Genomic DNA, 19,953 nt, shown 5'->3' on the forward strand with positions numbered 1-19,953 from the left:
ATCGCGATCATGACTGACACCACTCTCACCTCGCCCGAGACGGCGGCTGCGCACGGCGTCGGACTTTCGGATGCGGCAGCGCAGAAAGTCCGCAGCCTCATGACCCAGGAGGGCCGTGACGACCTCCGCCTCCGCGTGGCCGTGCAGCCCGGCGGCTGCTCCGGCCTCATCTACCAGCTCTACTTCGACGAGCGCTTCCTCGACGGCGACGCCTCTGTCGACTTCGGAGACGGTGTCGAGGTCGTCGTCGACAAGATGAGCGTGCCCTATCTGATGGGTGCCTCGATCGATTTCGAGGACACCATCCAGAAGCAGGGCTTCACGATCGACAACCCCAATGCCGCGGGAAGCTGCGCATGTGGAGACTCGTTCCACTAAAAAATACGAGTGACACGATTCGCAAGAGGCACTGACCGCGAGGTCGGTGCCTCTTCGTCGTTATAGACTCGTATCGTTCCAGTCCGTGTCATCCGAGAGGTTCCAGGTGCGCTCCAAACGCCTAAGTCGATGGGCCATTATCCCCATTGCGGTCGCAGTCTCGGTGGTTCTCGCCGGGTGCACGCAGGCCCAGTTGCAGGGCTATCTGCCCGGCGACCCCGATACCACCAACCACACCAGCCGCATTATGGGCCTGTGGGTCACGTCGTGGATCGTGCTTCTCGGCGTCGGCGTCGCGACCTGGGGTCTCATCATCTGGGCAGCTGTCGTCTACCGCCGCCGCAAGGGCCAGACCGGCCTGCCGGTGCAGATGCGCTACAACCTCCCGGTCGAGATCTTCTACACGATCGTGCCCCTCATCCTCGTCCTCGGCTTCTTCGCCTTCACGGCGCGCGACCAGGCGGCCATCGAGTCCGACCCGGGCAGCCCCGACGTGAAGATCGAGGTGTTCGGCAAGCGCTGGGCATGGGACTTCAACTACCTCAACGAAGAGGTCTACAGCGCGGGCGTCCAGGCACAAGAGCTCGACGACTCCGACGGCGTCGACACGGACGCTCTCCCCGTCCTGTACCTGCCCGTGGACAAGAAGGTCCAGGTCGACATCGAGTCCCGCGACGTCATCCACTCCTTCTGGATCATCGACTTCCTCTACAAGAAGGACATGATCCCCGGCAAGTCGAACCACATGTACTTCACGCCGACCAAGATCGGCACCTACCAGGGCAAGTGCGCCGAGCTCTGTGGCGAATACCACTCGCTCATGCTCTTCCAGGTGAAGGTCGTGTCGCAGGACGACTACGACGCATACATCGAAGGCCAGCGTGCCGCAGGCTTCGAGGGTCGCCTCGGCCCGGAGTACAACACGAACACCAACCTCCCGGGCACCGGCGCGGTTGACCACGGCGAAGAAGGCTAGTCGCAATGAGCACAGCAACAGCAACCCGGCCGGGCCTGAGCACACCAGCAGTGGTGCGCACGGGCAACGTCCTCGTCAGCTGGATCACCTCCACTGACCACAAGACGATCGGGTACATGTACCTGATCAGCTCCTTCATCTACTTCTGCATCGGCGGGGTGATGGCGCTCATCATCCGCGCCCAGCTCTTCGCCCCGGGGCTCGAGATCGTCGACTCCAAGGAGCAGTACAACCAGCTCTTCACGATGCACGGCACGATCATGCTGCTCATGTTCGCGACGCCGCTGTTCGCGGGCTTCGCCAACGTGCTGATGCCCCTCCAGATCGGTGCACCGGATGTCGCGTTCCCGCGACTGAACGCGTTCGCCTACTGGCTCTACAGCTTCGGCAGCCTGATGGCCGTCGCCGGCTTCCTCACCCCGCAGGGCGCAGCGTCGTTCGGCTGGTTCGCCTATGCGCCACTGTCGAGCACGACGTTCTCACCGGGTGTCGGAGGCAACCTCTGGGTCTTCGGTCTGGCGATGAGCGGATTCGGAACCATCCTCGGCGCCGTCAACTTCATCACCACCATCATCACCATGCGCGCCCCCGGCATGACGATGTTCCGCATGCCGATCTTCACATGGAACATCCTGGTCACGTCGATTCTCGTGCTCATGGCGTTCCCGGTTCTCGCCGCCGCGCTCTTCGGACTCGGCGCCGACAGGGTCTTCGACGCGCACATCTACGACCCGGCCAACGGCGGAGTGATCCTCTGGCAGCACCTGTTCTGGTTCTTCGGCCACCCCGAGGTGTACATCATCGCGCTGCCGTTCTTCGGCATCGTCTCCGAGGTCTTCCCGGTCTTCAGCCGCAAGCCGATCTTCGGATACAAGACCCTCATCTACGCGACCATCGCGATCGCCGCGCTGTCCGTCACCGTGTGGGCTCACCACATGTACGTGACCGGATCGGTGCTTCTGCCGTTCTTCGCTCTGATGACGATGCTCATCGCGGTGCCGACGGGTGTGAAGATCTTCAACTGGATCGGCACGCTCTGGCGCGGATCGGTGACGTTCGAGACGCCCATGCTCTGGGCCATCGGCTTCCTGATCACGTTCACCTTCGGCGGACTCACCGGTGTCATCCTGGCCTCGCCGCCGCTCGACTTCCACGTCTCCGACTCGTACTTCGTCGTCGCGCACTTCCACTACGTGGTCTTCGGCACCGTCGTGTTCGCGATGTTCAGCGGCTTCTACTTCTGGTGGCCCAAGTGGACCGGCAAGATGCTCAACGAGCGTCTCGGCAAGATCCACTTCTGGCTCCTGTTCATCGGCTTCCACACGACGTTCCTCATCCAGCACTGGATCGGCGTCGTCGGTATGCCGCGCCGGTACGCGACGTATCTGCCCGAAGACGGAGTGACCTGGATGAACCAGCTCTCCACCGTCGGAGCCGCGATCCTCGCCACCTCGATGCTGCCGTTCTTCTACAACGTGTACCTGACGGCGCGCACCGCGCCCAAGGTGACGGTGAACGACCCGTGGGGCTTCTCGCGCTCGCTCGAGTGGGCCACGTCGTGCCCGCCGCCCCGCCACAACTTCACCTCGATTCCGCGCATTCGTTCGGAAGCTCCCGCGTTCGACCTGAACCACCCGGAGGCAGAAGTGCCGGTCGGTATCGGTCCGGGCAAGGATGCGCCCGACGCTCCCGTTTACGACATCGCAGACGACAAGGTCAAGTAACACATGAAAGCCAATATCAACCTCTTCTGGATCCTCGCGGCGTACTGCGTGGTTGCGGATGCGGCCTACATCACCTGGTCTCTGATCGACCAGACGCACGGCGGGACCATCGAGTGGGTGGGAACCCTCGCGATCGGGCTGAGCGGCATCCTGGCCGCGTTCATCGCGTTCTACATCTCACGCGTGCACGCCGGCCAGGGAGCAACACTTCCCGAAGACCGTCTCGACGCGAACATCGACGACGGCGACGCCGAGCAGGGCTTCTTCAGCCCGTGGAGCTGGTGGCCCGTGATGCTGGCCGCGAGCCTGTCGCTCATGTTCCTCGGCCTGGCGGTCGGGGTGTGGATCTCCTTCATCGGCGCGATCGTCGTCGTCGTCAGCCTCGTGGGGTGGGTGTATGAGTACTACCGAGGCAATTTCGCCCACTAGCCAGGTGCAGATCCGTCCGGCGCTCGCGAGCGACGCCGACGCGGTCTTCTCCCTGCTGAACGAGCTCGACGTCAGCTACCTGCCCGACCGCGAGGCATTCGACGTCACGTTCGACTCCTTCGTCGAGGGGGAGTCGAACGCGCTCCTGTTCGTCGCCGAGATCGACGGAGTGGTGCGCGGTTACGCGCTCACGACGGTGACCAGGCTGCTGTACACGAACGGCAGCTCCGCGCAGCTGCAGGAGCTCGTCGTCGAGAGCTCGGCGCAGGGCGCCGGCGTCGGCTCGCTCCTGGTCGAGACGACCGAGCGCGCCTGCCGTGAGCGCGGCGTACGCCAGCTCACCGTCGCGAGCCGTCGAGCCTCCGGGTTCTACGAGCGCCTCGGCTACGGCTCGACCGCCGACTACCTCAAGCGCAGCTTCGACTAGACGGCGCGGCTAGACCCGCCGATACGAGGTTAGACCCGCCGGTACGACGAGACGTCGACCGCAACGGTCACCCGTGCACTCCCTGCGTCCGAGGGCGTCTCCGCTGTGCCGTGGTGCCCGCTGGGGCCCATTCCGGCCAGGCTCCGCACCGCGTGGGGGAGCAGGTCTACGTCGTACTCGAGCCGCCGCCTGTCGTCGACGGCGAACAGGTCCGAGAGGGCGTCGTCGAGATGGGCCAGCTTGTCGCTCTGCATGCCGATGACGCGGCCGCTCTCACGCAGCTGCACCAGATGGTTCTCGGCCGGCGTGACCACGACGAGACGACCGTGCGGCCGCAGCAGGCGTGCGAACTCTGCCGCGTTGCGCGGTGCGAACACGCACAGCACCACGTCGGCGCTGTCGTCGCGCACGGGCAGGGCCCGCCACACGTCGGCCGCGACCCCGGCCGTCTGTGCGCCGGCCGAGCGAACGGCCATCGCCACGGCGTCGACGGAGACGTCGAGCGCGAGCGCGCGCCAGTCGTCCCTCCGGGCCAGCAGTTCGGTCAGGTAGTAGCCCGTGCCGCATCCGGAGTCCACGATGCTCTGCCCGGCAGCAGTGGGCAGCACGCCGGCGATCGCGTCGACGATGGGGGAGTAGTGGCCGAGGGCGAGGAAGCGTTCTCGCTCGTCGAGGATCTCACGGGTGTCGCCGAGGATGCCGCGTGAACGGTCGACGAGGTTGAGGTAGCCGCGCTTGTTGGCGTCGAAACTGTGCCCCGAGGAACACGAAAGCGACCAGGCCGCGGGCCCCGGCTGGAGATCTCTCTCACAGCGTGGGCACCGCAGCCAGGTCGCCAGGGTGTCGGCAGAAGCTCCGATAGTCTACGAACCGGTGCTAGTGCGCGTCGCCGTCGTGCGAGCTCTCAATCTCGCCCTTCGAGACCGGGATGATGCGGTCTTCGAAGAACCAGCGAGAGAAGCCGGCGCGCAGGCGCTGGTTGACCGTGATCTTGCCGTCGCTGTTCGGACGGATCATCAGCGGCTCGTAGTCGGTGTAGCTGGTCAGTCTCCAGCGCTCGGCGTCGCTGAGCGGCTGGTGGACCTCGATGTACTCGCCGCCGGGGAGGCGCACGATGCGGCCGGACTCGAAGCCGTGGAGCGCGATTTCGCGGTCCTTCTTCTGCAGACCGAAGCAGATGCGCTTGGTGACGATGTAGGCGATGATCGGGCCCAGGAAGAACAGCGCCTGGAGGCCGTGGATGACACCCTCGATGCTGAGCATGAAGTGCGTCGCGATGAGGTCGGAGCTCGCCGCCGCCCACAGCACCGCGTAGAACGTGACACCGGCAGCGCCGATGGCCGTGCGCACCGGGGTGTTGCGCGGGCGGTCGAGCAGGTGGTGCTCGCGCTTGTCACCCGTGATCCACGCCTCGATGAAGGGGTAGAAGGCCACGAGCCCCAGGAACACCGGCAGCACGATCAGCGGCAGCAGCACGTTGAGCGACAGCGTGTAGTCACCGAAGATGATGAACTCGAGTCCCGGCGGTACGAGGCGCAGGGCGCCGTCGGCGAAGCCGATGTACCAGTCGGGCTGGGTACCGGCCGACACCGGTGAGGGGTCGTACGGTCCGTAGTTCCAGATCGGGTTGATCGTGAATGTCGCCGCGATCAGCATGATCACACCGAAGACGATGAAGAAGAATCCACCGGCCTTCGCCGCGAACACGGGCATGACCGGAACGCCGACGACGTTGCTGTTGGTCTTGCCGGGGCCGGCGAACTGCGTGTGCTTGTTGATCACGAGCAGCAGGAGGTGCACGCCGAGGGCCGCGACGAGGATCGCGGGCAGCAGCAGGATGTGCAGCACGTAGAAGCGGCTGACGACGTCGGTTCCGGGGAACTCGCCGCCGAACAGCAGGTACGAGATCCACACGCCGATGACGGGGACGGCCTTGACCATTCCGTCGATGATGCGCAGTCCGTTACCCGAGAGCAGGTCGTCGGGGAGCGAGTATCCGGTGAAGCCCTCGGCCATCGCGAGGATGAACAGCACGAAGCCGATCATCCAGTTGATCTCGCGCGGCTTGCGGTACGCACCCGTGAAGTAGATGCGCAGCATGTGGAGGCCGATGGATGCGACAAAGAGAAGAGCAGCCCAGTGGTGCACCTGGCGCATCAACAGTCCGCCGCGGATGTCGAACGAGAGGTCGAGGCTCGACGCGTATGCGACCGACATCTCGATGCCCTTGAGCGGGACGTACGAGCCGTCGTAGTGCACCTCGGTCATCGAGGGCTCGAAGAAGAAGGTGAGGAACGTACCGGAGAGGAGGATCGCCACGAAGCTGTACAGGGCGACCTCGCCGAGCATGAACGACCAGTGGTCGGGGAAGATCTTGCGACCGACCTCCTTCACCAGCCCGGAGATGCTCGTGCGCTCGTCGATGTAGTTCGCCGCAGCACCCGTGAAGCGGGCGCCGCGCGTGGCGGACGCGAATGGACCGTACGCGGTCGACGTCGACTGCGACGTCGACGCGGGTTCGGTGGAGACGGGGGTCTCGGTTGCTGTGCTCACAGCTCACGCTCCCAGAAGCTCGGGCCGACGGGTTCGAGGAAATCGCTCTTGGCGATCAGATACCCCTCGTCGTCGATGGTGATCGGTAGTTGGGGAAGGGGCCGGCTCGCCGGTCCGAAGGTCACCTTGGCGTGGTCCGCCACGTCGAACGTCGACTGGTGACACGGGCACAGCAGGTTGTGGGTCTGCTGTTCGTACAGCGCGACGGGGCAACCAACGTGCGTGCAGATCTTCGAGTAGGCGACGATGCCCTGGTACGACCAGCTCTTCTTCTCGTCGGTCTCTTTCAAGTCCTCGGGGCGGATCCGCATCATCAGGACGGCGGCCTTGGCCTTCTCCTCGAGCTTGTGCTCGGAGTCGTTGAGTCCTTCGGGGATCACGTGGAAGGCGGAGCCGTAGGTGACGTCCGACGCCTTGATCGGGGTACCTGACGGGTCGCGGGTCAGTCGCGTCCCCTCCGACCACAGCGTGTGACGCAGCAGCTCGCCCGGCTCCTCGGCCGGGGCGAGGTCGCGGAACATGATGACCGCGGGGATCGGGAACACCGCGACGGCCCCGATGAGGCTGTTGCGGATCAGGGTGCGACGGCCGAAACCGGACTCCTTGTTGCCGAGGGTGAAGACCTCGACGGCCTTGGCGCGGGTGGTGTCCGAACCGCGGGTTCCGTGACGCTCCTCGGTGATCTCGGCGTCGGACATCAGCGCCTTGGCCCAGTGCACGGCGCCCACTCCGATGCCGAGCAGTCCCAAGCTGAGCGCGACGCCCAGTGCGAGGTTGCTGATGCGCACCGAGGAGAAGTCGGCCGGGTCGATCGGGATCAGGAAGTAGACGACGACGGCGAGGATGCTGCCGATCAGCGACAGGAAGAAGAGACCGGATACGGCGCGGCTGGCGGCCCTGTCCTTCTTCGGGTCGAGGTCGGTGACACGCAGGCGGTGCGGCGGGTGTCCGGGGTTGGGGATGCCGTCGCTGACGACGACAGCGGTTCCCGGCGAGACCGTACGAGGCACGGATGGCTCGACAGCGGTGCCGGCATCGGTGCTGCCGGACTGGCCACCGTTAAGGTCTGCCATGGTGTTCCCTTCAACTGTGCGCGGAGCGCGAAGTGCGATGTAAGTAGAGCGACCCGCCGGTTGCCCGGCAGGGGTGCGTGTGGAGTTAGTTGGACTTCGCCGTCAGCCAGACGGTGATCGCGACGATCGCGCCCAGGCCGAAGATCCAGATGAACAGACCCTCGGAGACGGGACCCAGGTTGCCCAGGTCGAATCCGCCGGGGGACGGGTTCGCCTCGAGGAACTGCAGGTAGGTGATGATGTCTGCCTTGTCCTCGAGGGTGAGGTTGTTGTTGTTGAACACCGGCATGTTCTGCGGGCCGGTGACCATGGCCTCGTACACGTGGGTCGACGTCACCCCGGCGAGCGACGGGGCGAACTTGCCCTGCGTCAGGGCACCGCCGGCGCCGGCGACGTTGTGGCACATGGCGCAGTTGATGCGGAAGAGCTCGCCGCCGAGGGCAGCGTCGCCGTTGCCGGCGATGGTCTCCTCGTCGGGCAGGCCGGGACCGGGCGACTTCGAGCCGACGAACGTGTACATCGCCTCGATCTGCTCGTCGGTGAACTGCACCGGCTTCTCTTCGGCCTGGGGTCCGCTCGCCGCGAGGGGCATGCGACCGGTGGACACCTGGAAGTGCACGGCGGCTTCGCCGACGCCGATGAGCGTGGGGCCCTCGCTGGTGCCCTGCAGGTCCATGCCGTGGCAGGTGGCGCAGTTGGCCGCGAACAGCTTGCCGCCTTCTTCGACCAGCTGCTCCTGGGATGCCGAGGTGTCGGCGGTCGCGCTCGTTGTGAACAGAGCGTATGCACCACCGGTGCTGAGGAGGCCGACCGCGATGAGGGCGACGGCGGCAAGGGGATGCCTGCGCCCGACCTTGCGTCGGTCAGCTGAGGTGCGTGAGAACTTCTTCGCCATGGTGCGTACGGGTTCCGATTCTTACTTGAGGATATAGATGATGAAGAAGAGGCCGACCCAGACGACATCAACGAAGTGCCAGTAGTAGGAGACCACGATTGCGCTGGTCGCCTCCTTGTGGCCGAAATTCTTGACCGCGTAGGCGCGGCCGATGATGAACAGGAAGGCGATGAGCCCTCCGATGACGTGCAACCCGTGGAAGCCGGTTGCAAGGTAGAAGGCCGAGCCGTACGAGTCGGAGCTCAACGTGAGGCCCTCGCTGACGAGCACCGCGTACTCGTAGATCTGGCCGATGACGAACACGGCGCCCATCGCGTAGGTGAGGAAGAACCACTCGACCATGCCCCACTGTGTGGGCTTCCAGCCGGTGCGGCGGGGCTGCAAGCGCTCGGCCGCGAAGACGCCGAACTGGCAGGTCAGCGAGGAGAGCACGAGGATGATCGTGTTCACCAGCGAGAAGGGCACTGTCAGCAGGCCGGACTGCGATTCCCACAGCCCCGGCGACGTGGATCGCAGGGTGAAGTAGATAGCGAAGAGGCCGGCGAAGAACATGACTTCGCTTCCGAGCCAGACAATGGTGCCAACCGCGACGGTGTTCGGGCGGTTAACCACTTGTGTCCCGATTGAGGGGCTGATGGAGGTCGTAGTCACCCCTCCATTATGTCCGATATCTGAGCCAGCGTTTCGCTTTACGGGGGCCAGTCGCGTCTGATCGGCTGCGAAAAGGGTCGTTAGGATTTGAGCCATGTCCTCCACGTTGACCTGGCCCCGCATTCTCGGCACCCTCGTGGACGGAGAGAACCTCTCCATTTTCGAGGCGACCTGGGCGATGAAGCAGGTCATGGCCGGTCAGGCGACGAGCGCGCAGATGGCGGGACTGCTCGTGGCCCTGCGGGTCAAGGGCGAGACGGTCGACGAGATAGTCGGCTTCCGCGATGCCGTGCTCGAGAACGCACTCCCGCTCGACGTCGACCCGATGGTCCTCGACATCGTGGGCACCGGCGGCGATCCGTACGGGGCGGTGCTCAACATCTCGTCCGTGGCGTCTGTGATCGCCGCGGCATCCGGAGTCCCCGTCATCAAGCACGGAAACCGCGGCGCGAGCTCCGCCTCGGGCGCGTCGGACGTGCTCTCCTCCCTGGGCCTGAACCTCACGATCACGCCCGAGCGCGTCGCCGAGGTGCAGCGCGAGACCGGGATCACCTTCGCGTACGCCGCAATGTTCCACCCGGGTTTCCGTCATGCCGCGACGACGCGCACCGAACTCGGCATCTCCACGCTGTTCAACGTGCTGGGTCCGTTGTGCAACCCGGCCCGCCCGGAGGCGTCCGCCGTCGGGGTGGCGAGTCTCGAGCGGGTGCCGCTAGTCGTCGGCGTGTTCCAGACCCGCGGTGCGACGGCGCTGGTCTACCGCGGCGACGACGGCATCGACAAGCTCACCACGACCGGGCACAGCCACATCTGGGAGGTCTCGCTCGGCGCGGTCACCGAGCACGACCTCGATCCGCTCGACCTCGGCATCGCGCGGGCGGAGATCGAGTCGTTGCTCGGGGCAGGCCCGGAACACAACGCGGGTGTCATCCGTTCGGTGCTGGCGGGGGAGACGGGGCCCGTGCGCGACATCGTGCTGCTCAACGCGGCAGCCGGCCTGGTGTCGTTCGCCCTCGCCCAGGACGCCGACCAGGTGCGCGTGCCGATCCTCGACCGGCTCGCCGAGAAGCTCGAGGTCGCCGCGCGAGTCGTCGACTCCGGTGCGGCCGCCCACAAGCTCGAGGAGTGGGTGGCGGCCACGAACCGCTAGCGCCGCTGTGGGTCTAGACGGCGTCGACGTAGTACCAGCGGCGCCGCTCGCGCACGAACCGGCTGACCTCGTGCTGTTCGCCCGCGCCGCTGCCGAGTCGGTACTTGGCGCGGAATTCCACCGTGCCCGAGTCTTCGAGCATGCCGCCTCGGCTCGTGCGCAGAATATCGAGCAGGTACCACCGCTGGGCGGGGTCGAGGTCGAGAGCGGCAGGACGGGTGGTCGGATGCCACGTGGCGAGCAGATAACGCGCGTTGCCGGTGACGTAGGCCGAGTAGCGGGACCGCATGAGCCTCTCGGCCGAGGGAGCGAGCTCGTCGCCGCGATGGAACGGGCCGCAGCACGAACCGTAGCTCGCCCCGCTGAGGCAGGGGCAGCGCGCGGCGTCGTCGACCGACGGCCAGTCGGGGCCTGCGGAGTGCGTCATGCCTCCATTATCGAGCGTGCGCCGTGCGTGCACGGCTAGGGAACGTAGCGTTCGGGGGTGGGCGAACCCCTTGGCCGCCGCCCCGCGCGGTGCGAAGATGAACATCGTGGACAGAATCATGGTCGTCGTCGACGGCACCGCCTCCGGCGAGGCGGCCGTGCGATGGACCATGGAGCGGGCGAAGGCTGTGCCGGTCTCGATCGAGGTGACCACCGTCTACGTGCCGATGCCGTCGGAGTCGGTGCTCGCCGGAAACGACTTCCGCGCCGTGTATGCCCGGCTGCTCGAGGAGACCGTCGGGCGCATCGAGAGCGCGGTGCCCGGCGTCGCCGTCACCGCCGTGCTGCGCACGGGGCAGTCACGGACCGAGCTGACCACCGCCACGGCCGAGGCCGACCTCTTCGTGATCGGAACCGGCTCGAGCGAGGCGGGCCTGTACGGCGTCCTGCCCATCCGCATCGCCTCCGCCGCACACTGCCCGGTCGTCGTCGTGCCGGCCGATTGGGAGCCCTCGGGCGGCGTGGTCATGGTCGGCCTCGAGTCGACCGAGCAGGAGCCGAAGGTCGTCGACTTCGCCGCGGGGGAGGCGCAGCGGGCGAACACCGAGCTCACCGTCGTGCACTCGTGGAGCGTGCCGACGCTGATCGCGGTGGCCATGTTCGCGCATCCGGGCGTGTGGAAGTCGATGCTCGAGCTGCACAGCAAGTCGCTCGCCGCCACCATGGACTACGTGCGCCGCGTCTGGCCCGACGTCGACGTGCACCAGCGGCTCAAGGAGGGCCAGGCGGCGCGCATCCTCGCGGAGGACGCGCGCGGCGCGGCGCTGCTCGTGGTCGGGCGACGCGAGCACACCACCATGGGCGACACGATACTCGGCTCCACGAGTCACGACCTGCTGATCGCCATGCCGTGCCCCGTCGTCGTCGTGCCCGAGTAGCGGGCACCCGACAGTGCTCCCGGGGGAATACGCACGCCTCGACGCCGTCGCGGTGCGCGAGCTCATCGTCACCCGCCAGGTCACGGCGGCCGAGGTCGAGCGTGCGGCCCGGGTCGCCGTCGCCGCCGTGGATCCCGACCTCGCCGCCCTCGCCCGACCGCTGTTCGACGACGCCCTCTCGAGCGACCCGGCCGGCGAGCTGGCCGGCGTTCCGTTTCTCATCAAGGACAGCGGGCCGTTCGCCCGCGGTGTCGGGTTCGCGATCGGCAGCCGGGCGGTGCGCGGAGCGGTGGCCACCGACGACCATCCGCTGATGACCCGGTTCCGCGCGGCCGGCCTCGCCACCATCGGGCAGACCACCGCGCCCGAGTTCGCGCTGAGCTTCGCCACCGAGTCGACGCTGTACGGCGAGACCCGCAACCCGTGGGCGCCCCACAGGGGCGCCGGGGGATCGAGCGGGGGAGCGGCGGCTCTCGTCGCCGCCGGCGCGGTGCCGATGGCCCACGCCAACGACGGGGCAGGGTCGATCCGCATCCCCGCAGCGGCCTGTGGTCTGGTCGGGCTCAAACCCTCCCGCGGGCGCACCCCGGATGCTCCGCGGTCGATCACCGCCGGGCTGAGCACGTCGAGCGAGTTCGCCGTGACCCGCACGGTCCGTGATGCCGCGCTGCTGTTCCGTCTCGTGGCCGAACCGGCCGGAGGCGACACTCCCGCGGCCGCGGGGCTCCGGATCGGGATCGACACGGGATCGTGGTCGGTCGGGGTCGTCGACCCGCAGGTCGCCGCGGTCACGCAGGAGGTGGGGCGGATGCTCGAATGGATCGGTCATACCGTGACCGTCGCGAGTCCGGACCTCGACGGCGAGCAGGTGATCGACGCCATGATGCTCGGCGTGTACGCCGCGGGCCGCGCGATCCTCTCCGCGCCCCGGCAGCCCGACGCCGACCTCCTGCAGGCGGTGTCGCGCGCGGTGCTCGCGGAGTCCCGCGCCGTCTCTACCGAGCAGCTCGCGGTCGCCGCGCGGGCGCAGTCCCGTGTCTCGAACGCGGTCGACGGGATCTTCGACAGGGTCGACCTGCTGATCACCCCGACCTGGGCGCAGCTCCCGCCGCGGCACGGCACGCTCGACTACGACGACGACCGGTACACGGCGCGCTCCTGGCTCTCCCGGCTGTTCGAGTTCGGGCCGTTCACCGCGCCGTTCAACGTCGGCGGCCACCCCGCGATCAGCCTGCCGCTCGGAGAGAGCGCCGAGGGACTGCCGATCGGGGTGCAGCTCGTCGCCGCACGCGGAGACGACGAGCTGCTGCTCGCCGTCGCGGCCGACCTCGAACAGGCGATGCCGTGGAGGGACCGCACACCGGTCGTCTTCGCCGACTGACCGATCCTGACGAGCCGCGCGCCCTGCGGGTAAGGTGGTGGCGTGCTGATAGACGAGATCGACAGAGCCTAGCCACCGTTTCCCGGTGGCGGCCATCGACCACGCGTTCCGCTGCTCCTCGCAGCCGCCTGGCCATTGCGCTGTCGTTTCCTCCGTGTCGCCCGCTCGACGGCGACGCTCATCGACCCCTGCCCGACCGGCACGCCGCTCGGACGCGACTCTTCTGGAGCACCATGTCTACCCATCCCACCGCCATCGCATTGAACTCGGTCACCCTCCGGTGGCCCGACGGAGGCACCGCCCTCGACGAGGTCACCGGCAGCTTCGGCACCGGGCGGACCGGCCTCGTCGGCCGCAACGGCGCCGGAAAATCCACGCTTCTGCGCCTCATCGCCGGCGAGCTGACTCCCGTCTCCGGCACGGTCTCGACTTCCGGCGAGGTCGGATACCTGCCGCAGACCCTCACCCTCGACGATCGGTCGACGATCGCCGATCTGCTGGGGATCGGCGAGAAGCTGCGCGCGCTCGACGCCATCGTCGAGGGAGACGTCGACGAGGCCAATTTCGAGACCCTGGGCGACGATTGGGACATCGAGACGCGCGCAGACGAGGCGCTTCGCGACATCCGGCTCTCCTCGGCCGATCTGCATCGACCCGTCTCCGGCATCTCCGGGGGAGAGGCGATGCTCGTCGCGATCACCGGACTCCGACTCAGACGCACGCCCATCACCCTGCTCGACGAGCCGACCAACAATCTCGACCGCGACTCGCGAGAGCGCCTCTCGCTGATCGTGCGCGACTGGCCGGGCACCCTCGTCGTCGTCAGTCACGATCTGGATCTGCTGGAGCTGATGGATGACACGGTCGAACTGCACGACGGGGAGCTCACCGTATTCGGCGGACCGTACAGCGCGTGGCGTGAGCATCTCGACGCGCAGCAGGCCGCGGCAGGACGGGCGGCCCGCTCGGCGGAGCAGGCGTTGAAAAAGGAGAAGAGGCAGCGGGTCGACGCCGAGTCCACGCTGGCCCGTCGTGCCCGAGCCGGACAGAAGGCCCACGACAGCAAACAGGGCGCGAAGATCCTGATGAATCAGAGGGCCAGCGATGCGCAGGTCTCTGCGGGAAAGCTCAGGGGCGGACACGACGACCGGGTCGAGTCCGCACGGTCGGCGTTCGACGCCGCCGAGTCGCGGCTGCGCGACGACGAGCACATCCACCTCGAGCTGCCCGACCCCGAGGTGCCGCGCGGACGGGCGATCGCCGAGATCAACGGCTCCAACCGCACGATCCACGTGCGGGGTCCGGAGCGCGTGGCACTGGTCGGCCCCAACGGGGTGGGCAAGACGAGCCTGCTCGAGGTGCTGATCTCCGGGACGAAGCCGGAGCCCGGGCGCGCGGGAGGAAAGCTGCTGACCGACCGGGTCGGCTATCTGAACCAACGGCTCGACACCGTCGAAGACCGGACGAGCGCACTGGAGAACGTGCGACGGGTCGCGCCGAACGCTCTGGATGGCGAGATACGAAACCGTCTCGCGCGACTGTTGCTGCGCGGCGAGAGCGTCAACCGCCCCGTGCGTTCGCTCTCCGGAGGCGAGCGCTTCCGGGTATCGCTCGCGCTGCTGCTGTTCGCCGACCCGCCGTCCCAGCTGCTGATCCTCGACGAGCCGACGAACAACCTCGATGTCCAGAGCGTCGACCAGCTCGTCGACGCCCTCACCGGCTACCGCGGCGCTCTCATCGTCGTCAGCCACGACGAGCCGTTCCTGCGACGGCTCGGACTCACGACCGTCGTCGCCCTGGACGCCGACGGTGCGGTTCGCGAGGTTGCTTTGTAGGCTGATGGTGAATCTGGATATTTCTCGACACCGGGGGAGCCCGTGAGCCGCACGAACGACCTGCCCGACTATCTCGCCACACTTTCCGACGAACGGCGCGCGCTGCACGCCAGGTTGTCCGCCACGGTCGGTGAAGTCAAACCACCCGAGTCGATCGAGGCGTTCGTCTTCCTGCCCAACCAGGCGCAGCATCCGCAATTCGACGACGCCGACACCGTCTTCTGGGCGGCGGTCGAACAGATCTACCTCGAGAACGCGGCGACCGACGGGGAGCTACCCCTGCTCTACTGGGGCTTCCACTCGATCGACATCCTGACCCGGCGTTCGTCGAACGGCATTCTCATCACCGACCGATCCGTCTACGTGGAGGATGTGGGGCGGACCTCGGCACGGATGCCGCTCGCGGCAATCGCCCCCGACGCGATCCGCGTCGTCGCCGACACACTGGTGCTGGGCGAGGCCGGCATCGGGCTGGCCCAGGTGTCGCGCCTGCTGGGGGAGTCGGGCGGCGCCGACTCGGTCGCGTTTCTGCGGCGTGTGATCGACATCGTGCGGGGGAGCGCGGCGGCCTCCGCCCCACAGCCGACGAGCGAGACGGTGGACGAGCTCGTGCGGGCGGGGAGGCTCAGCGCCGACTTCCTGCTGCCGAGCCGGCCGAAGGACGCGAAGAGGATCGCGAAGCTGAGCGCGAAGTGGCGGATTCCGGCGGATGAGACCGTGCTGGCGTCGCTCTCGAGCGCCACCTTCGCGGGAATCTACGGACTCGCGATCACCGACCGGGCGATCTACTCCCGCGATCTGATGGAGCCGCTCGACCGCACCGCCCTGGGCGACGTCGAGCAGATCGAGTGGATCGCCGAGAGCTCCGCGTTCCGCGTGGCCGACGGGCATCTCGTGCCGGCGTTCCCCGCGGTCACCGACGACAACCGTCAGTACTTCATCGGTCTCCTCACCGCTCTCATCGCCTCGGGACGGTGAGCCGGCGCGCTACGAGGAGCGATCAGATCCGCGAATCAGGCGCGCCGACCGTCCGCCGCTCGTTTCGCCTCGTCGAGAGAGACGAAACGCTGAATAGCGCCGGTGCGGCAGTCGGTGAGACGGAAGCCGAACTGCGGGCACAGTTCGATCATCGCGACCGCCGTGCCCTCATCGTCGCGGCCGATCAGAACGACATTCTGCACGGCCGGCACATAGCGCCAGTCGAGTTCGTGCGTGGGTTCTGGGGCGGTTTCCATCTCGACTCCCGTCGGATCACGCCTTCGGGATTGCGAATCAGTTTCGTTTAGGCTGCTCAAAATGTAACTCCGCGCGGTTCACACCGGATCGGGGTTGACGTTCGAGGGCGAGTGTGGTCTTCGGCTCGGCTCGGCTCGAGTGGTGTGGGCGTGGAGAGGCCCTCTTCGCCGCTTACTTGACATAATGTGCATTATCAGCGCCTGCTATCGACTCGGCCGAGAGGGGTCGAGGCCTGGATCGGTGAGAAACGCGAAGCCCGCGCGATCGACGGCCGACGTCGTCGCCGATAGCACGACGGCGCCGGTGCCCGCCGCCCGGTCGATGCCGATCCAGGAGCGAAAACCGCCCGTGCCGCCGTTGTGCCAGGTGATCGGCCGACCCTTCATCTCGACCGTGATCCACGCGGCGCCGATCCCCACCCTGGGACCGAAAGCGGTCGTCGGATCCAACGCGTCGGTGCCGGGCGCCGACCCGTCGAGAATCGCCGCGGTGAGCCGGGCCATGTCGGTGATCGACGACCTGATGCCGCCGGCCGGTCCCAGGGCCTCGCCGGTCCACGGCTCGCGCCGGATCCAGCTTTTGCCAGAACCCTCGACCGCGTCGGACCGCACCTGATCGGCGGTGGCGGGCGTGTACGTGTCGCGCAGGTCGAGCGGCACGACGATCCGGTCGCGCACGAGGTCGTCGTAGGTGGTTCCGGCTGCCGAGGCTATCGCGTGCCCCAACAGCATAAATCCGAGGTTCGAATAGTGTGCGCGTGGCGGGCCGACCCTGACGTCGCGGGTCATGGCCAGCAGTTCCTCCAGGCTGTCCCCGTAGGGATTCGTGCCGTGACGCCACAGCGCCACCGTGCGCTTGGCAACGTGGAAGGACGGAGGCAGCCCGGGCAGTCCCGAGTGATGGGTGCTCAGCGACTCGAGCGTCACGGCCGCGGCCGAGCACTCCCCCAGTTGCAGGTGGTCTCCCAGCGTCGCATCGTGCGCGATCTCGCCGCGGGTCAACGCGTCGCGATACAGGAGGCCGGTGATCGCCTTGGAGATCGATCCGATCTCGAAATCCGAGTTCAGGGCCGCCGCGCGGGCGGCGAGCGTCGTCGCTCCGGGCGTGACGAGCGCGACCGCTGCCGGAGCCCGGTGCCTCACGTGTCTGTTCAGGCGCGTGGCCAGCTCTGCGTCGCCCGAGACGATGTCGCTCACGGGTTGACGTCGAATCGTCGGCCGCCGTATTTCTTGTGCACCGCCTGTTTGCTCACGCCCAGGGCCTCGGCGATCTGCACCCCGTTCGCGCCGTTGCTACGCGCCCGGTGCACCAGTACCGCCTCGGCTCTGGCCAGTTCGAGGCGCAGCTGCCGGAGCGAGCGCAACGCCGTCAGCGGGTCGTCTTCTGGTGTTCCGACGAGTCGTGCGAGGTCAACCATGTCCATGCGGTCAACCATAGTTGACTATGCTCGAACGAGTCAACCTTTGTTGACTCCTCCGACGTACTGCGCCAGATGCTGCCCGGTGAGCGTCGACCGGTCGGCGATCAGGTCGGCCGGCGTTCCCTCGAAGACGACGCGGCCGCCGTCGTGTCCGGCGCCGGGGCCGATGTCGATGATCCAGTCGGCGTGCGCCATGACGGCCTGGTGGTGCTCGATGACGATGACGGACTTGCCCGAGTCGACAAGCCGGTCGAGCAGCCCCAGCAGGTTCTCCACGTCGGCCAGGTGCAGTCCCGTCGTCGGTTCGTCGAGCACGTACACGCTGCCCTTCTCGCCCATGTGGGTGGCGAGCTTCAGCCGCTGGCGTTCGCCGCCCGACAGCGTGGGCAGCGGCTGGCCGAGGCTGATGTAGCCCAGCCCCACGTCGGCGAGGCGCACGAGGATGGTGTGCGCGGCCGGGGTGCGGGCCTCCCCCGAGCCGAAGAACTTCTCGGCCTCGGTGACCGACATCGCGAGCACCTCGCTGATGTCGCGGCCGCCGAGACGGTACTCGAGCACTGTCGCATCGAAGCGCTTGCCCTCGCAGACCTCGCAGGGCGTGGCGACGCTGGCCATGACGCCCAGGTCGGTGTAGACCACTCCGGCGCCGTTGCAGTTCGGGCAGGCGCCCTTCGAGTTGGCGCTGAACAGCGCCGGTTTGACGCCGTTCGCCTTGGCGAAGGCGGTGCGGATGGGATCGAGGAGTCCGGTGTAGGTGGCCGGGTTGCTGCGCCTCGAACCGCGGATCGCGCCCTGGTCGATCGAGATGACGCCCGCGCCGGCGGGCATCGAGCCGTGCACGAGCGAGCTCTTGCCCGAGCCGGCCACCCCAGTGATCACCGCGAGCACGCCGAGCGGGATGTCGACGTCGACGTCGCGCAGGTTGTTCGCCGTCGCACCGCGGATCTCGAGCGTGCCCGTCGGCGTGCGCACCGCGTCCTTGACGGCGGCGCGGTCGTCGAAGTGGTTTCCGGTGAGCGTTCCGCTGGCGCGCAGCCCTTCGACGGTGCCCTCGAAGCAGATGGTGCCGCCGGCGGTCCCCGCACCCGGCCCGAGGTCGACGACGTGGTCGGCGATGCGGATCGTCTCCGGCTTGTGCTCGACCACGAGCACGGTGTTGCCCTTGTTGCGCAGGCGCAGCAGCAGGTCGTTCATCCGCTGGATGTCGTGCGGATGCAGCCCGATCGTCGGCTCGTCGAAGACATAGGTGATGTCGGTCAGCGACGAACCCAGGTGCCGGATCATCTTGGTGCGCTGCGCCTCGCCGCCGGAGAGCGAGCCCGACGGGCGGTCGAGCGAGAGGTAGCCGAGTCCGATGTTCACGAAAGAGTCGAGCGTCTCCTGCAGGGTGGTGAGCAGCGGCGCGACCGACGGCTCGTCGAGCCGCCGCACCCACTCGGCGAGGTCGCTGATCTGCATCGCGCAGGCCTCGGCGATGTTCAGTCCCAGGATCCGCGCCGAGCGCGCGCCCTCGTTCAGCCGGGTGCCGCCGCAGTCGGGACACGTGGTGAAGGTCACGGCGCGGTCGACGAAGGCGCGGATGTGCGGCTGCATCGCCTCGCGGTCCTTGGTGAGGAACGACTTCTGCACCTTCGGCACGAGCCCCTCGTAGGTCATGTTGATATCGCCGATCTTCACCTTGGTCGGCTCGTGGTACAGGAAGTCGTCGAGCTCCTTCGCGCTGAACTCGCGGATCGGCTTGTCTCCGTCGACGAAGCCCGATCCCGTGTAGATGCGCACGCCCCAGCCGTCGGCGGTGTAGCCGGGAATGGTCAACGCTCCCCCGTTGAGCGACTTCGAGTCGTCGTAGAGCTGGCCCAGGTCGATGTCGTTGACCTTGCCCATGCCCTCGCAGCGCGGGCACATGCCACCGGTGATCGTGAAACTGCGGCGTTCCTTCGTCGTGACGCCGCCGCGCTCCATGGTGACCGCTCCAGCGCCGGAGATCGAGGCGACGTTGAAGGAGAACGCCTGGGGCGAGCCGACGTGCGGCTGGCCGAGCTTGCTGAACAGGATCCGCAGCATCGCGTTCGCGTCGGTGGCCGTTCCGACGGTCGACCGCGAGTTGGCGCCCATGCGCTCCTGGTCGACGATGATCGCCGTGGTCAGACCCTCGAGGACGTCGACGTCGGGCCGGGCCAGGCTCGGCATGAACCCCTGCACGAAGGTGCTGTAGGTCTCGTTGATCATCCGCTGCGACTCCGCCGCGATAGTGCCGAACACCAGCGAGCTCTTGCCCGATCCGGAGACCCCGGTGAACACCGTCAGGCGACGTTTGGGGATCTCCAGACTGATGTCCTTGAGATTGTTCTCGCGCGCGCCCGTCACGCGGATCAGGTCGTGACTGTCGGCGACCCGGGAGTCGCTCGTCGGAGTGGTCGTCATGGCGTCAGTGCTCATCGTGTCTCCATCTGGCTGGGCG

20 protein-coding genes and 1 pseudogene are annotated in these 19,953 nt (G+C 67.3%); 10 read left to right on the forward strand and 11 right to left on the reverse strand.

The features are described from left to right. Nucleotides 1-9: 9 nt before the first annotated feature. The 5 genes from ABIE21_RS03160 to ABIE21_RS03180 all read left to right on the forward strand — a co-directional run bounded on the left by ABIE21_RS03160 (nt 10) and on the right by ABIE21_RS03180 (nt 3,934). On the forward strand, nt 10-378 hold the full coding sequence (locus tag ABIE21_RS03160) for a HesB/IscA family protein (RefSeq protein WP_354023327.1): 369 nt from the start codon (nt 10-12) through the stop codon (nt 376-378). Nucleotides 379-484: 106 nt separating this feature from the next. Further along, nucleotides 485-1,354, forward strand: coding sequence for an aa3-type cytochrome oxidase subunit II (ctaC, locus tag ABIE21_RS03165; protein ID WP_436232318.1), 870 nt, complete (start codon nt 485-487; stop codon nt 1,352-1,354). Between the two features lie 5 nt (nt 1,355-1,359). Further along, complete coding sequence (gene ctaD, locus ABIE21_RS03170) at nt 1,360-3,078, forward strand: aa3-type cytochrome oxidase subunit I (protein ID WP_354023329.1); 1,719 nt, start codon at nt 1,360-1,362, stop codon at nt 3,076-3,078. A gap of 3 nt (nt 3,079-3,081) precedes the next feature. Next, nucleotides 3,082-3,507, forward strand: coding sequence for a cytochrome c oxidase subunit 4 (locus tag ABIE21_RS03175; RefSeq protein WP_354023330.1), 426 nt, complete (start codon nt 3,082-3,084; stop codon nt 3,505-3,507). Then, on the forward strand, nt 3,476-3,934 hold the full coding sequence (locus ABIE21_RS03180) for a GNAT family N-acetyltransferase (RefSeq protein WP_354023331.1): 459 nt from the start codon (nt 3,476-3,478) through the stop codon (nt 3,932-3,934). The genes ABIE21_RS03175 and ABIE21_RS03180 overlap by 32 nt, the downstream gene beginning before the upstream one ends. Nucleotides 3,935-3,963: 29 nt before the next feature. Here the strand turns inward: ABIE21_RS03180 and ABIE21_RS03185 are convergent, their stop codons facing one another. The 6 genes and pseudogenes from ABIE21_RS03185 to ctaE all read right to left on the reverse strand — a co-directional run bounded on the left by ABIE21_RS03185 (nt 3,964) and on the right by ctaE (nt 9,106). Next, complete coding sequence (locus ABIE21_RS03185; RefSeq protein WP_354023332.1) at nt 3,964-4,542, reverse strand: class I SAM-dependent methyltransferase; 579 nt, start codon at nt 4,540-4,542, stop codon at nt 3,964-3,966. Nucleotides 4,543-4,662: 120 nt separating this feature from the next. Next, nucleotides 4,663-4,794, reverse strand: a pseudogene (locus ABIE21_RS03190) (methyltransferase domain-containing protein); the annotation flags it as partial. 16 nt (nt 4,795-4,810) lie between these two features. Then, the gene (gene qcrB, locus ABIE21_RS03195) at nt 4,811-6,487 is read right to left on the reverse strand and encodes a cytochrome bc1 complex cytochrome b subunit (RefSeq protein WP_354023333.1); all 1,677 of its coding nucleotides are present in this window, start codon (nt 6,485-6,487) and stop codon (nt 4,811-4,813) included. Further along, the gene (gene qcrA, locus ABIE21_RS03200) at nt 6,484-7,560 is read right to left on the reverse strand and encodes a cytochrome bc1 complex Rieske iron-sulfur subunit (protein ID WP_354023334.1); all 1,077 of its coding nucleotides are present in this window, start codon (nt 7,558-7,560) and stop codon (nt 6,484-6,486) included. The genes qcrB and qcrA overlap by 4 nt, the downstream gene beginning before the upstream one ends. A gap of 85 nt (nt 7,561-7,645) precedes the next feature. After that, nucleotides 7,646-8,455 carry a cytochrome bc1 complex diheme cytochrome c subunit gene (gene qcrC / locus ABIE21_RS03205; protein ID WP_354023335.1) on the reverse strand — a complete coding sequence of 270 codons (810 nt, stop codon included), beginning with the start codon at nt 8,453-8,455 and terminating at the stop codon, nt 7,646-7,648. 21 nt (nt 8,456-8,476) lie between these two features. Next, nucleotides 8,477-9,106, reverse strand: coding sequence for an aa3-type cytochrome oxidase subunit III (ctaE, locus tag ABIE21_RS03210; protein WP_354023336.1), 630 nt, complete (start codon nt 9,104-9,106; stop codon nt 8,477-8,479). A 94-nt stretch (nt 9,107-9,200) separates the two neighbouring features. Between ctaE and trpD the strand changes: the two genes are divergently transcribed. After that, nucleotides 9,201-10,256 carry an anthranilate phosphoribosyltransferase gene (gene trpD, locus ABIE21_RS03215; RefSeq protein WP_354023337.1) on the forward strand — a complete coding sequence of 352 codons (1,056 nt, stop codon included), beginning with the start codon at nt 9,201-9,203 and terminating at the stop codon, nt 10,254-10,256. Nucleotides 10,257-10,269: 13 nt separating this feature from the next. Here trpD and ABIE21_RS03220 read toward each other — a convergent pair whose 3' ends face one another. Next, entirely contained in the window at nt 10,270-10,683 is a 414-nt protein-coding gene (locus ABIE21_RS03220) for a YchJ family protein (protein ID WP_354023338.1), read from the reverse strand. A 106-nt stretch (nt 10,684-10,789) separates the two neighbouring features. Here ABIE21_RS03220 and ABIE21_RS03225 point away from each other — a divergent pair, with 106 nt between their 5' ends. The 4 genes from ABIE21_RS03225 (at nt 10,790) to ABIE21_RS03240 (ending at nt 15,814) form a co-directional block, all read left to right on the forward strand. Continuing rightward, nucleotides 10,790-11,620 carry a universal stress protein gene (locus tag ABIE21_RS03225; protein WP_354023339.1) on the forward strand — a complete coding sequence of 277 codons (831 nt, stop codon included), beginning with the start codon at nt 10,790-10,792 and terminating at the stop codon, nt 11,618-11,620. Nucleotides 11,621-11,633: 13 nt separating this feature from the next. Continuing rightward, the gene (locus ABIE21_RS03230) at nt 11,634-13,001 is read left to right on the forward strand and encodes an amidase (RefSeq protein ID WP_354023340.1); all 1,368 of its coding nucleotides are present in this window, start codon (nt 11,634-11,636) and stop codon (nt 12,999-13,001) included. 233 nt (nt 13,002-13,234) lie between these two features. Then, complete coding sequence (locus tag ABIE21_RS03235; RefSeq protein ID WP_354023341.1) at nt 13,235-14,836, forward strand: ATP-binding cassette domain-containing protein; 1,602 nt, start codon at nt 13,235-13,237, stop codon at nt 14,834-14,836. A gap of 42 nt (nt 14,837-14,878) precedes the next feature. Then, a complete protein-coding gene (locus tag ABIE21_RS03240; RefSeq protein ID WP_354023342.1) occupies nt 14,879-15,814 on the forward strand; it encodes a hypothetical protein in 936 nt (311 codons plus the stop codon). 35 nt (nt 15,815-15,849) lie between these two features. Here ABIE21_RS03240 and ABIE21_RS03245 read toward each other — a convergent pair whose 3' ends face one another. The 4 genes from ABIE21_RS03245 to ABIE21_RS03260 all read right to left on the reverse strand — a co-directional run bounded on the left by ABIE21_RS03245 (nt 15,850) and on the right by ABIE21_RS03260 (nt 19,931). Then, complete coding sequence (locus tag ABIE21_RS03245) at nt 15,850-16,131, reverse strand: hypothetical protein (protein WP_354023343.1); 282 nt, start codon at nt 16,129-16,131, stop codon at nt 15,850-15,852. A gap of 144 nt (nt 16,132-16,275) precedes the next feature. Further along, nucleotides 16,276-17,268 (reverse strand): serine hydrolase domain-containing protein, encoded by a 993-nt coding sequence (locus tag ABIE21_RS03250; RefSeq protein WP_354023344.1) that lies wholly within the window; start codon nt 17,266-17,268, stop codon nt 16,276-16,278. Beyond that, complete coding sequence (locus tag ABIE21_RS03255; RefSeq protein WP_354023345.1) at nt 17,265-17,495, reverse strand: hypothetical protein; 231 nt, start codon at nt 17,493-17,495, stop codon at nt 17,265-17,267. Before ABIE21_RS03255 ends, ABIE21_RS03250 begins: the two co-directional genes overlap by 4 nt. A 33-nt stretch (nt 17,496-17,528) precedes the next feature. Continuing rightward, nucleotides 17,529-19,931 carry an excinuclease ABC subunit UvrA gene (locus ABIE21_RS03260; protein ID WP_354023346.1) on the reverse strand — a complete coding sequence of 801 codons (2,403 nt, stop codon included), beginning with the start codon at nt 19,929-19,931 and terminating at the stop codon, nt 17,529-17,531. Between the last annotated feature and the right edge of the window lie 22 nt (nt 19,932-19,953).

It is taken from the genome of Conyzicola nivalis, from assembly GCF_040548875.1.
Lineage (GTDB): Bacteria > Actinomycetota > Actinomycetes > Actinomycetales > Microbacteriaceae > Conyzicola > Conyzicola nivalis_A.

Coding starts and splice junctions, on each gene's coding strand:
- ABIE21_RS03160 (WP_354023327.1), top strand. CDS start 10: ATGACTGACACCACTCTCACCTCGCCCGAGACGGCGGCTGCGCACGGC.
- ctaD (WP_354023329.1), top strand. CDS start 1,360: ATGAGCACAGCAACAGCAACCCGGCCGGGCCTGAGCACACCAGCAGTG.
- ABIE21_RS03175 (WP_354023330.1), top strand. CDS start 3,082: ATGAAAGCCAATATCAACCTCTTCTGGATCCTCGCGGCGTACTGCGTG.
- ABIE21_RS03180 (WP_354023331.1), top strand. CDS start 3,476: ATGAGTACTACCGAGGCAATTTCGCCCACTAGCCAGGTGCAGATCCGT.
- qcrA (WP_354023334.1), bottom strand. CDS start 7,560: ATGGCAGACCTTAACGGTGGCCAGTCCGGCAGCACCGATGCCGGCACC.
- qcrC (WP_354023335.1), bottom strand. CDS start 8,455: ATGGCGAAGAAGTTCTCACGCACCTCAGCTGACCGACGCAAGGTCGGG.
- trpD (WP_354023337.1), top strand. CDS start 9,201: ATGTCCTCCACGTTGACCTGGCCCCGCATTCTCGGCACCCTCGTGGAC.
- ABIE21_RS03220 (WP_354023338.1), bottom strand. CDS start 10,683: ATGACGCACTCCGCAGGCCCCGACTGGCCGTCGGTCGACGACGCCGCG.
- ABIE21_RS03235 (WP_354023341.1), top strand. CDS start 13,235: ATGTCTACCCATCCCACCGCCATCGCATTGAACTCGGTCACCCTCCGG.
- ABIE21_RS03255 (WP_354023345.1), bottom strand. CDS start 17,495: ATGGACATGGTTGACCTCGCACGACTCGTCGGAACACCAGAAGACGAC.
- ABIE21_RS03260 (WP_354023346.1), bottom strand. CDS start 19,931: ATGAGCACTGACGCCATGACGACCACTCCGACGAGCGACTCCCGGGTC.